Here is an 11,719-nt window from a genome sequence, read left to right as displayed (position 1 = left end):
TTTTGTGTCCTTGAAATCGCCATCGCTGGCAAGCCAGCTCCCACAGTGTTTGAGGTGTTCACGTTTTTTGTGTACGGCGCGATTCCTGTAGGAGCTGGCTTGCCAGCGAAGAGGCCAGTACAGGCACCTCAAGACTTCGCTGGATACTCGCGATGCATCTGCGCAAGCAACGCATCCTTGTCCTGCCACATCTGATTGATCCAGCCCTGGAACTGCAAGCGATACTCACCATCCTGGTCGTAGTTCTTGCCGATGAACTGCGGCGGAATCTTCAGCTCTTCAAAGTGCACCACCACATCCGCGATGTTCCCGCACAACAAGTCCCAGAAACCAGGGCGCCCGGCCGGGTAGTGGATGGTCACGTTGACGATCGACTCCAGTTGTTCGCCCATCGCATCCAGCACAAAGGCAATGCCACCGGCCTTGGGCCTGAGCAGGTACTTGAAGGGTGATTGCTGTTGCTTGTGCTTGCCCTCGGTGAAGCGCGTGCCTTCGACGAAGTTGAAAATACCCACCGGGTTGTCGCGGAATTTCGCGCAGGTCTTGCGGGTGGTTTCCAGGTCCTTGCCTTTTTTCTCCGGGTGCTTCTCCAGATAGGCCTTGGAGTAGCGCTTCATGAACGGAAAGCCCAGCGCCCACCAGGCCAGACCAATCACCGGGACCCAGATCAGCTCTTGTTTGAGAAAGAACTTCAACGGTTGAATGCGTCGGTTGAGCACGTATTGCAGCACCAGGATGTCGACCCAGCTCTGGTGGTTGCTGGTGATCAGGTACGAGTGCCGGTAGTCGAGGCCTTGCAGGCCGCTGATGTGCCAGCGCGTGCGGCGCACCAGGTTCATCCAGCCTTTGTTGAGGCTGATCCAGGCTTCATGGGTATGGCTCATCAGCCAGCCCGCGATGCGTTGGGTGAGGGCGAACGGCAATGCCTTGACGAGCGCCACGCAGAACAGGAACGAGCAGAGCAAAATCGTGTTCAATGCCAGCAGCAGCGAGGCGATCACGCCGCGCAACGGGGCGGGTAGGAAGTCCAGCATTTACACATCCATAGGTCGGTTGGCGGCTTGAATCGCGGTCAGGGCGATGGTGTAGACGATGTCGTCGACCTGCGCGCCGCGCGGCAAATCGTTCACCGGTTTACGCAGGCCTTGCAGCATCGGCCCGAGGCTGACGCAGTCGGCGCTGCGCTGCACGGCTTTGTGGGTGGTGTTGCCGGTGTTGAGGTCGGGGAACACGTACACCGTGGCACGACCGGCCACCTGGCTGTTCGGCGCCAGCTGCCGGGCGACGCTTTCGTTGGCCGCGGCGTCGTACTGCAAGGGGCCGTCGATCAGCAGCGAGTGCTGTTGTTCGTGGGCGAGCAGAGTGGCCTCGCGGACCTTTTCGACTTCCTCGCCGCTGTCCGATTCGCCGCTGGAGTAGCTGATCATCGCCACCCGCGGGGTGATGCCGAATGCGGCGGCCGAGTCGGCGCTTTGCAGGGCGATCTCGGCCAGTTCGCTGGCGCTCGGGTGCGGGTTCATCACGCAGTCGCCGTAGACCAGCACTTCTTCGGGGAACAGCATGAAGAACACCGAAGACACCAGGGTGCAGCCCGGTGCTGTTTTAATCAGCTGCAGGGCCGGGCGGATGGTGTTGGCGGTGGTGTTGATCACGCCCGATACGAGGCCGTCGACTTCATCGAGGGCCAGCATCATGGTGCCGATCACCACGGTGTCTTCGAGTTGTTGCTCGGCCATCGGCGCGTTGAGGCTTTTGCTTTTGCGCAGCGCGACCATTGGCTCGACGTAGCGCTCGCGGATCAAATCCGGATCGATGATTTCCAGACCAGGCGGCAGCTCGATGCCCTGGGCGCGGGCGACGGCCTGCACGTCCTCGGGCTTGGCCAGCAGCACGCAGCGAGCGATGCCACGGGCCTGGCAGATCGCTGCGGCCTGCACGGTCAGCGGCTCGCTGCCTTCGGGCAGCACGATGCGCTTGTTGGCCGCCTGGGCGCGCTGGATCAATTGATAGCGGAACACCGCTGGCGACAGGCGCATCTCGCGCGGTGTACCGCAGCGCTGGTGCAACCAGTTGGCATCGAGATGGCCAGCGATGAAATCGGTGATGATTTCGGCGCGCTCGCGGTCGTCGATGGGGATTTCCTTGTTCAGGCCATTGAGCAGGTTGGCGGTGTCATAGGAGCCGGTACTCACCGACAGCACCGGCAGCCCGGCCTGCAGGGCACCTCGACACAGGTCCATGATGCGCGGGTCGGGCAGGGTGTCGCTGGTCAGCAGCAGGCCGGCCAGTGGCACGCCGTTCAAGGCCGCGAGGCTGACGGCGAGGATGATGTCGTCGCGGTCGCCGGGGGTCACCACCAGCACGCCGGGCTTGAGCAACTCCACGGTGTTGCGCATGGTGCGGGCGCAAATGATGATCTTGGTCATGCGCCTGGTTTCATAATCACCGGCGTTGAGCACTTGCGCGCCCATCAGGTCGGCGACGTCGCGGGTGCGCGGGGCGTTCAGTTCCGGTTGGAACGGAATGCAGCCGAGCAAGCGGAAATCACCACTGCGCAGCAACGGCGAATGCTCCTTCAGGCGCGTGGCGAAGGCCTCCATGCTTTCCTCGGTCTTGACCTTGTTGAGGATCACGCCGAGGACTTTCGGGTCTTTCGGGCCGCCGAACAATTGCGCCTGCAACTCGACGCGACCGGAGAGTTCGGTCAGCACTTCGTTTTCCGGTGCCGAGACCAGGATCACCTCGGCGTCGAGGCTTTTGGCCAGGTGCAGGTTGACCCGCGCGGCGTAACTGGCGCTACGGGTCGGCACCATGCCCTCGACGATCAGCACGTCCTTGCCAATGGCCGCCTGCTGATACAGGGTGATGATTTCCTCGAGCAGCTCATCGAGCTGGCCGTCGCCGAGCATGCGCTCGACATGCGCCAGGCCCAGTGGCTGAGGCGGTTTCAAGCCGTGGGTACGCGCCACCAGTTCGGTGGAACGTTCCGGGCCCGTGTCGCCCGGATGCGGCTGGGCAATCGGTTTGAAAAAGCCGACCTTGAGCCCGGCGCGCTCAAGGGTACGCACCAGCCCGAGGCTGATGGAGGTCAGACCCACACCAAAATCGGTGGGCGCGATAAAAAAAGTTTGCATGCGGATTCTCTGGAAGGTGCATGGCAATGGTCACGACCTATGGCTGGTCGATTACCGAAATTCAGTCGCCAAGGTTATCGCTAACCGTGCCTTGTGCGCACCAACCGCAATCAAAGGGCTGGCCTATTTTTTCCTGGCGCTGCACAGGGTCCATGACCCAGGCGCGGGATTGCCAGGGCGGCTGGTGCCGCAGGTGTTGGGTGTGGCCGCAGGAAAGCTCGGCCACCCAGTGGCCGTCCTCGTCCTGATGGAAGCCTGTGACCGTCGAATCCCGTTTGTCCGGGTTGTGTTCGCTTTCGGTCGATTGCTTCGCTAAACTGGGCCTTTCTATATTCCTATACAAAAGGTTTCGCCCCATGCTGATCGCCGCCAATAAGGCTGTCTCCATCGACTATACCCTGACCAACGACGCTGGTGAGGTCATCGACAGCTCCGCCGGCGGCGCGCCGCTGGTCTACCTGCAAGGCGCAGGCAACATCATCCCGGGCCTGGAAAAGGCTCTGGAAGGCAAGGCCGTCGGCGACGAGCTGACCGTAGCCGTTGAACCGGAAGACGCTTACGGCGAATACGCCGCCGAACTGGTCAGCACCCTGAGCCGCAGCATGTTCGAAGGCGTCGACGAGCTGGAAGTGGGCATGCAGTTCCACGCTTCCGCTCCGGACGGCCAGATGCAGATCGTGACCATCCGTGATCTGGACGGCGACGACGTGACCGTTGACGGCAACCACCCATTGGCCGGTCAGCGCCTGAATTTCCAGGTCAAGATCGTTGCCATCCGTGACGCCAGCCAGGAAGAAATCGCTCATGGCCACGTCCATGGCGAAGGTGGCCATCACCACTGATTTCTGCGCTAAGCTCAGATAACTGGAGAGGCGCCCCGAGGGCGCCTTTTTAGTCTGCGGCTGTCCCTGACGACACCGCCAAGTGGCTGTTTCGAGAAGAACACGGGAATCTGGAGTACGCCATGAGTGCTTTTCACGACCTTAAATTGACAGCCCTGGATGGACAGGAGCTACCTCTGGCGCCTTTCAAAGGCCAAGTCGTATTGGTGGTCAACGTTGCCTCCAAATGCGGCCTGACCCCGCAGTACGCGGCGCTGGAAAACCTCTACCAACAATACAAGGCCAAAGGCTTCAGCGTGTTGGGCCTGCCGTGCAACCAGTTTGCCGGGCAGGAACCGGGGACCGAGCAGGAGATCAAGGATTTCTGCAGCCTCAACTATGGTGTGACCTTCCCGTTGTCCAGCAAGCTGGAAGTCAACGGGCATGACCGTCATCAGCTGTACCGCTTGCTGGCGGGCGAGGGTGCGGAATTCCCCGGCGATATCACCTGGAACTTCGAGAAGTTCCTGCTGGGCAAGGACGGTCGCGTACTGGCGCGGTTCTCGCCACGTACGGCGCCGGATGATCCGACCATTGTTCATGCGATTGAAAAAGCGCTGAGCTGATTCCCCTCCCCTGCAGGAGCGAGCTTGCTCGCGATGAACCTGAGAACGCCGCGCTGTGTCTGGATTACAGCGTCATCGTTGACGACCATCGCGAGCGGGCTCGCTCCTACAGTACTCCCTACCTTTTGACCCTTAATCACGCTGATCAATAATGCTGTTCAATGTGTTGGACTCTCCATATTATCACCGTCATAAAGTCATTCTTCCGTGGAGCGTCCCATGCCCGTAAAAGCCCTGTTCAAACCGTTCCACCTCGGCACCCTCGAATTGCCGACCCGCGTCGTCATGGCGCCGATGACCCGCTCCTTTTCTCCGGGCGGCGTGCCGAATTCCAAAGTGATCGAATACTACCGTCGCCGCGCCGCTGCAGGCGTCGGCCTGATCATCACCGAAGGCACCACCGTCGGTCACAAAGCTTCTAACGGCTACCCGAACGTTCCGCACTTCTATGGTGACGCGGCGCTGGCCGGCTGGAAGAAAGTCGTCGACGCCGTTCACGCCGAAGGCGGCAAGATCGTTCCGCAGTTGTGGCATGTGGGCAGCGTACGTCGTATCGGCACCGAGCCGGACGCCAGCGTGCCGGGCTATGGCCCGTCGGAAAAAAACAAGGACGGACAGGTCGTTGTGCACGGCATGACCCAGCAGGATATCCAGGACGTGATCACCGCGTTTGCCCAGGCTGCCAAGGACGCCCAGAGCATCGGCATGGACGGCGTGGAAATCCACGGTGCCCACGGTTACCTGGTCGACCAGTTCTTCTGGGAAGGCAGCAACCAGCGTACCGACGAATACGGCGGCAGCCTGGCCAACCGTTCGCGCTTCGCCATTGAATTGATTCAGGCCGTGCGTGCCGCGGTCGGTGAAGGCTTCCCGATCATCTTCCGTTTCTCCCAGTGGAAGCAGCAGGACTACACCGCGCGTCTGGTGCAAACCCCGGAGGCGCTGGGCGAGTTCCTCAAGCCGTTGGCCGATGCCGGCGTGGATATTTTCCACTGCTCGACCCGCCGCTTCTGGGAGCCGGAGTTCGACGGTTCCGAGCTGAACCTGGCTGGCTGGACCCGCCAACTCACCGGCAAGCCGACCATCACCGTGGGCAGCGTCGGCCTGGATGGCGAGTTCCTGCAGTTCATGGTCAACACCGACAAAGTGGCACAACCGGCCAGCCTGGAAAAACTGCTGGAGCGCCTGAACAACGACGAGTTCGACCTGGTGGCGGTCGGTCGTGCGTTGCTGGTGGACCCGGACTGGGCACAGAAAGTGCGCGATGGTCGTGAGGAAGACATCCTGCCGTTCAGCCGTGAAGCGTTGATGACGCTGGTTTAAGCGGCGACCGGGAAGGCCTCATCGCGAGCAAGCTCGCTCCCACATTGGTTCTGTGTCGTACACAAACCCCCTGTGGGAGCGAGCTTGCTCGCGATGGCTGACTAAAGAGCACTACAAAATCAGGGAACAATCGGTGCATTCGGCACCACCATCTCTCGGGCACACGCCCCGCGCAACTGTCCCTCGAACTGCTCGATGATCGTCGCCCAACCCTGGCGACTGGCATGCTGGCGCGCATTGAGCCGCACATTGCGCAAGGCTTCCCCGTCCTCCAGCAGCCATGCCGCTGCATCGCAGAACGCTTCTTCATCCCCCGGCATCGCCAACACACCGTTGTAGCCATGACGAATATGCTGGGCCGCCGCCGCCTGGTCGTAGGCCACCACGCCGAGCCCTGAGGCCAGCGCTTCAAGCACCACATTGCCGAAGGTTTCAGTCAGGCTCGGAAACAGAAATACGTCGCCCGACGCGTAGTGACAAGCCAGGGCCTCACCCCGCTGGGTGCCGCAGAAAATCGCCTCGGGCATTTCGTTTTGCAGTTCCTGGCGCTGCGGACCGTCGCCGACCACGATCAGTTTCAGGGTGCGCTGGGGATAACTGGCCTTGAGGGTATTGAAGGTGCGTTTGAGCAAGCCAAGATTCTTTTCCGGGGCCAGGCGTCCGACGTGAATGACGGCGATGTCTTCCTCGGTCAGTCCCCATTGCTCGCGCAGGGCACTGAGTCGTTTGGCCGGGTGAAACAACTCACTGTCGACCCCTCGGGAGAGCAACGCCAGACGTTCGAAATGCCGTCGTTCCAGTTCCATTCGCTGACTGACGCTGGGCACCAGGGTCATGGTCGAGCGGTTGTGGAACCAGCGCAGGTAGTGAGTCAGCAGGCGCGTGAGCAAACCAAGGCCGTACTGGTTGGAGTACTGCTGGAAATTGGTGTGGAAACCGCTGACCACGGAAATCCCCAGACGCCGTGCCGCACGCAAGGCCGACAGGCCCAGCGGGCCCTCGGTGGCAATGTAGAGCACGTCCGGGCGGTGACGCGTCCAACGCCGCAGCAGCTTGTGCATCGACGACTGACCCCATTGCAGACCGGGATAGCCCGGTAGCGGCCAGCCGCGGCACAGCAGCAACTCATCGTCGCTGCTCAACTGCTGGTCGCAGCCTTGGCGTGGGCGTACCAGTTCCACCTGATGCCCGCGCGCGCGCAAACCGTCGCACAAGCGACCCAGGGTGTTGGCCACGCCGTTGATTTCCGGAGGGAAGGTTTCGGTGATCAGGGTGATATGCAGAGCTGTCGTCATGAACCCAGTGTCGGCTGGGGCCATGTCGTCAGTGTGACGTCGGGATGATGGATTTGTGACGATGCAAACTTGTGTTCATCAAGCCTGGGCAGTTGAAACCGAGGCCGGTTACGCAGAATCCGATTCAGGAAACAGCGCGCCGTTCGCCTGGACTGTCAGTTTTGAGAGGTTGTTTGCACGCTGTCGCAGCGCTAAAAAGGTTCCGCTTACCGGCAATTCCGCCGCGAACTGGAGCACTAATATCATGACCGACCAGACAAAAAATCCATATCAATTACTACTTTCGTCAGAGGTGGCAGAAGGAACTGACGCAGTCGCGGTGGATCCGCCAACGACTCTTTACCCCCCACAAAACAGTCAACATGCCCCTGGATACGTGATGTTAGCGGGGGACTGTTTACAAGGCGCCAAGGTTCACATTTTGAATCCGGATAACACCATCTGGGCCGAGGCTATCGTTGAAGGCAAAAAGTGGCGATACCTCCATAAGTGGGTCGAGGGTCAGTGGTCCGTCAGGACTGGACAGATTGTGAATGGAGTGCCCTCCTATCCAAGCGTAGAGCGAAGGTTCACTGTGTCCGTAAAAAGCGATGCGCCATTGATTGCGGCACCCGTGGACGATAGCCGATACCGGCAAGGCCCTGTGCCAATTGTCGTGGGCTGTGACCCTGCAGCGAGCGCTGTTCAGATACAGAACTATGACGGTAGTTTCCTGGGCGAGGCCACAAAATTAATGCCTGGTCTTTGGCGTTTCACCCGTTCGTGGGACCGCGGTCTCAAGGGCGTCAAAGCGGTGGCGTTTGTGAACGGCATGTCTTCGCCTAGCGGGATGATTATGTTTCAAGTTGAATAATCGAGTCGGAGAGGGCAATTCGCGAAACTGTTTTCATCTCCCCGCTGCAGGCGGTCAAATTCGAAGGTGACGGAGTACGGCCCCTCCTGAGGAATCTGCGGCAAGGATCAAGCGTCCTTACCGCAGGTTTTTTACCAAACGTCTCTGGGAGAATCAGGTCCGCTGATGAAGGGTCTTCAACTGGTTCTGCCAGTTTGCTGCCTGCATGACGTCTGTCATCGGGCAGGAATCCCCCGCGCCTCGGCACCCCGCTCACGCACCCAGAACAACGTAGCCCCGGCCACTGCCGCCGGCATCATCAGGATGTTGACCACCGGAATCAGCAACACCAGATAAACAATCCCGCCAAAACTCATGCTCTGCCAGCGCTTCTCGCGCAGCCAGCGAAGCATCTCGTTCCAGCCCAGCTTGTGGTTGTCCGCCGGGTAGTCGATGTACTGGATCGCCATCATCCACACGCCGAACAATAGCCACAGCGGCGCGGCAATGATGTTCACCACCGGGATGAACGAGAGGATGAACAGCCCGATCGCCCGCGGCAGGAAGTAGCCGAGCTTGCGCATTTCCCGGGCCAGGGTGCGCGGGATCATCGCAATCAGTTCGCCCCAGCTGAAGGCCGGAAAATCATCGGTGCCGCGCACCACCACTTCGACTTTCTCTGCGAGGAAGCCGTTGAATGGCGCAGCAATGACGTTGGCGAGCATGGTGAAGGAGAAGAACACCATCAGCACGACGAGCACCACGAACAGCGGCCAGAGGATGTAGCTGAGAAAACTCAGCCAGTCGGGCAGGGACGGCATCAGCGTGTCGACCCACAGGCTGAATTGATGGCCGGCCAGGTAGATCAATCCGACGAACAGCACCAGGTTGATCGCCAGCGGCAACAACACAAACAAACGCAGGCTGGGGCTCAGCACCAGCTTGAGGCCTTCACGCAGGTATTGCGGGCCGGACAGAACAGGGGCGGGCATAAGTTGCTCCGGGCAGAGGGAAAACGCGCCGACCTTACCGGCTTTGCTTCACAGGCGAAAGCGCGGTGGCGGTATCGACATTCACTGTAACAAAGACGTCGATGTCGTCGGGCAGATTGCATAGAGACCACCTATGAGCTGGATTGTTAATCCGTATTTCCTTAATCTTCGCCCCCTCGATACGCTGCACCCAATCTTTTTACAGGACGGTCGGGTTCAAGCCTTCCCCAAGTGCTTTCAACCGTTCTTTTTTATTCCAGCCGGCAATCCGGCGTTCCGCGCCAGGTGTTCCGGGCCGGTCAACAGGAGCAGGTCATGTCTGAAGTCCGTCATTCGCGAGTGATTATTCTCGGTTCCGGCCCTGCCGGTTACAGCGCTGCGGTCTATGCCGCCCGTGCCAACCTCAAGCCACTGCTGATCACTGGCATGCAGGCCGGCGGTCAATTGACCACCACCACCGAAGTCGACAACTGGCCGGGCGACGTCCACGGCCTGACCGGCCCGGCGCTGATGGAGCGGATGCGCGAGCACGCCGAACGCTTTGAAACCGAGATCGTTTTCGATCACATCAATGCCGTGGACTTCGCTGCCAAGCCGTACACCCTGACTGGTGACAGCGCGACCTACACCTGCGATGCCCTGATCATCGCCACCGGCGCCAGTGCTCGTTACCTGGGCCTGCCGTCCGAAGAAGCGTTCATGGGCAAAGGCGTCTCCGCCTGCGCAACCTGCGACGGTTTCTTCTATCGCAACAAGCCGGTGGCTGTGGTCGGCGGTGGCAACACCGCTGTCGAAGAAGCCCTGTACCTGGCCAACATCGCCAGCAAAGTCACCCTGATCCACCGTCGCGAAACCTTCCGCGCCGAGAAGATCCTGATCGACAAGCTGAACGCCCGTGTTGCCGAAGGCAAGATCGAGCTGAAGCTGAACGCGACCCTGGACGAAGTACTGGGCGACAACATGGGCGTGACTGGTGCCCGCTTGAAGAACAACGACGGCAGCTTCGACGAAGTGAAAGTCGACGGTGTGTTCATCGCCATCGGCCATACTCCGAACACTTCGCTGTTCGAAGGCCAACTGACGTTGAAAGACGGTTACCTGGTCGTGCAGGGTGGCCGTGACGGCAACGCCACCGCCACCAACCTCGAAGGCATCTTCGCCGCCGGTGACGTGGCCGACCACGTGTATCGTCAGGCCATCACCTCGGCTGGTGCCGGTTGCATGGCGGCACTGGATGCCGAGCGTTACCTCGACAATCTGCAGAACGCTTGATTCTGTTTTGGTAAAAAAACCGGCCTCGGCCGGTTTTTTTATGCCCACGATTTAATGCTTGATAACACTCCGGTGTGGGAGCGGGCTTGCTCGCGAAGGCGGTGTGTCATTCAACATTGATGCTGGCTGATCCACCGCTTTCGCGAGCAAGCCCGCTCCCACAGGGATAGTGTTCAGGTCAGTTTTGCCAGGCAGGCTTCAAGAATATCCAGCCCTTCTTCCAGCACCGCAGCCTCGATGGTCAGCGGCGCCAGCAAGCGAATGATGTGCCGCGATTTGCCACTGGGCATCAGCAGCAGTCCCGCATCCCGCGCCAAAGCCAGCAGTTGGGTCAATTGTGCCGGTGCGGGCGAGCCATCGGCGTTGATCAGCTCGATGCCGCGCATCGCACCGACGCCGGTCAGACGGCCCAGATACGGCGTCAGGTTGTTCAAGCGCCAGGTTTCATAGCGGCCGACAATCGCTTCTTCCTGTTGTGTGCCCCAGGCGTGCAGGTTGGCATCGGTCATTTCATCCAGCGTCGCCAGCGCGGCGGCGCAGGCGATGGGATTGCCCGAGTAAGTGCCACCCAGTCCGCCCTTGGGCAGGTTATCCAGCAGCGATTTGCGCCCGACCACCGCCCCCAGCGGCACGCCGCCGGCGATGCTTTTGCCGAGCAGGATCAGATCCGGCTCGATGCCCAGCCGTGAGAACGCGAAGCGCTGGCCGGTACGGCCGAAACCGGACTGGATTTCATCGGCGATCAGCACAATGCCCTTGTCGTCGCAGAACTTGCGCAGCGCCTGGGCGAACTCGACGTCCATGGCCAGGAAGCCCGCTTCGCCCTGCACCGGTTCAACGATAAAGCAGGCGACGTCTTCGACATCGATCTCGACGCTGAACAGACGCTCCATGGCTTTGAGGGCTTCGGCGCAGGTCACGCCGTTGTCCGGGCCGGGAAAGGGCAGGTGATACACCGGCCCCGGCAGCACGCCGATTTTCTGTTTGTAGGGCGCCACTTTGCCATTGAGGTTGAGCGTGGCCAGTGTGCGGCCGTGGAATGCGCCGTCGAAGGCGATGACCGCGCTGCGGCCTGTGGCGCCACGGACAATCTTCAGGGCGTTTTCCGCCGCTTCCGCGCCGCTGTTGGTGAGCATGCCGCTGACCGGGTAACCCACGGGCATGAACGCACTGAGGCGATCCATCAGTTCGAGGTAAGGCACATGGGGCGCCGCGTTGAACGCATAGTGGGTCAGCCGCGTGGCTTGTTCGCGAATGGCCTCGACGATACGCGGATGGCAATGGCCGAGGTTCAACACGCCGATGCCGCCGACAAAGTCGATGTAGCGTTTGCCATCGGTGTCCCAGACCTCGGCATTCTTGCCGTGGCTGAGCGTGACAGGGTGAACGATGTTGATCGACTGGCTGATGGTTTCGCTGCGCAT

11 protein-coding genes are annotated in these 11,719 nt (G+C 60.6%); 5 read left to right on the top strand and 6 right to left on the bottom strand.

Features of this window, described 5'->3' with window-relative positions; translation table 11 throughout:
* Positions 1-128 precede the first annotated feature (128 nt).
* The 3 genes from KW841_RS24175 to KW841_RS24165 form a co-directional block, all read right to left on the bottom strand.
* Positions 129-1,034: an acyltransferase gene (locus KW841_RS24175; protein WP_218480080.1), complete on the bottom strand. Its 906-nt coding sequence runs from the start codon at positions 1,032-1,034 to the stop codon at positions 129-131.
* Positions 1,035-3,134, bottom strand: a complete 2,100-nt coding sequence (gene pta, locus KW841_RS24170) for a phosphate acetyltransferase (protein ID WP_218480079.1) — start codon at positions 3,132-3,134, stop codon at positions 1,035-1,037. It lies immediately after the preceding gene.
* A gap of 61 nt (positions 3,135-3,195) precedes the next feature.
* The gene (locus tag KW841_RS24165; protein ID WP_218480078.1) at positions 3,196-3,522 is read right to left on the bottom strand and encodes a DUF3565 domain-containing protein; all 327 of its coding nucleotides are present in this window, start codon (positions 3,520-3,522) and stop codon (positions 3,196-3,198) included.
* Here KW841_RS24165 and KW841_RS24160 point away from each other — a divergent pair.
* The 3 genes from KW841_RS24160 (at position 3,491) to KW841_RS24150 (ending at position 5,904) form a co-directional block, all read left to right on the top strand.
* Positions 3,491-3,976, top strand: coding sequence for a peptidylprolyl isomerase (locus KW841_RS24160; protein ID WP_007942189.1), 486 nt, complete (start codon positions 3,491-3,493; stop codon positions 3,974-3,976). The two genes, KW841_RS24165 and KW841_RS24160, sit on opposite strands and share 32 nt — an antisense overlap.
* 122 nt (positions 3,977-4,098) lie before the next feature.
* On the top strand, positions 4,099-4,581 hold the full coding sequence (locus KW841_RS24155) for a glutathione peroxidase (RefSeq protein ID WP_007970293.1): 483 nt from the start codon (positions 4,099-4,101) through the stop codon (positions 4,579-4,581).
* Between the two features lie 219 nt (positions 4,582-4,800).
* Positions 4,801-5,904, top strand: a complete 1,104-nt coding sequence (locus KW841_RS24150) for an NADH:flavin oxidoreductase (RefSeq protein WP_218480077.1) — start codon at positions 4,801-4,803, stop codon at positions 5,902-5,904.
* A gap of 119 nt (positions 5,905-6,023) precedes the next feature.
* Here the strand turns inward: KW841_RS24150 and KW841_RS24145 are convergent, their stop codons facing one another.
* On the bottom strand, positions 6,024-7,223 hold the full coding sequence (locus KW841_RS24145; RefSeq protein ID WP_218480076.1) for a glycosyltransferase family 1 protein: 1,200 nt from the start codon (positions 7,221-7,223) through the stop codon (positions 6,024-6,026).
* A gap of 31 nt (positions 7,224-7,254) precedes the next feature.
* On the opposite strand from KW841_RS24145, the gene KW841_RS24140 reads away from it, so the two are divergent.
* Positions 7,255-8,052 carry a hypothetical protein gene (locus KW841_RS24140; protein WP_218480075.1) on the top strand — a complete coding sequence of 266 codons (798 nt, stop codon included), beginning with the start codon at positions 7,255-7,257 and terminating at the stop codon, positions 8,050-8,052.
* A 215-nt stretch (positions 8,053-8,267) separates the two neighbouring features.
* On the opposite strand, the gene cysZ is transcribed toward KW841_RS24140, so the two are convergent.
* Positions 8,268-9,023, bottom strand: a complete 756-nt coding sequence (gene cysZ / locus KW841_RS24135; RefSeq protein ID WP_218480074.1) for a sulfate transporter CysZ — start codon at positions 9,021-9,023, stop codon at positions 8,268-8,270.
* 315 nt (positions 9,024-9,338) lie between these two features.
* On the opposite strand from cysZ, the gene trxB reads away from it, so the two are divergent.
* Positions 9,339-10,295: a thioredoxin-disulfide reductase gene (trxB, locus tag KW841_RS24130; protein ID WP_007970300.1), complete on the top strand. Its 957-nt coding sequence runs from the start codon at positions 9,339-9,341 to the stop codon at positions 10,293-10,295.
* Between the two features lie 173 nt (positions 10,296-10,468).
* Here the strand turns inward: trxB and KW841_RS24125 are convergent, their stop codons facing one another.
* On the bottom strand, positions 10,469-11,719 hold the full coding sequence (locus KW841_RS24125; protein WP_218480073.1) for an aspartate aminotransferase family protein: 1,251 nt from the start codon (positions 11,717-11,719) through the stop codon (positions 10,469-10,471).

It is taken from the genome of Pseudomonas sp. PDM28, assembly GCF_019219115.1.
Classification (GTDB): Bacteria; Pseudomonadota; Gammaproteobacteria; order Pseudomonadales; family Pseudomonadaceae; genus Aquipseudomonas; species Aquipseudomonas laurylsulfatiphila.
This window is presented reverse-complemented; position numbering and strand designations above follow the sequence as displayed.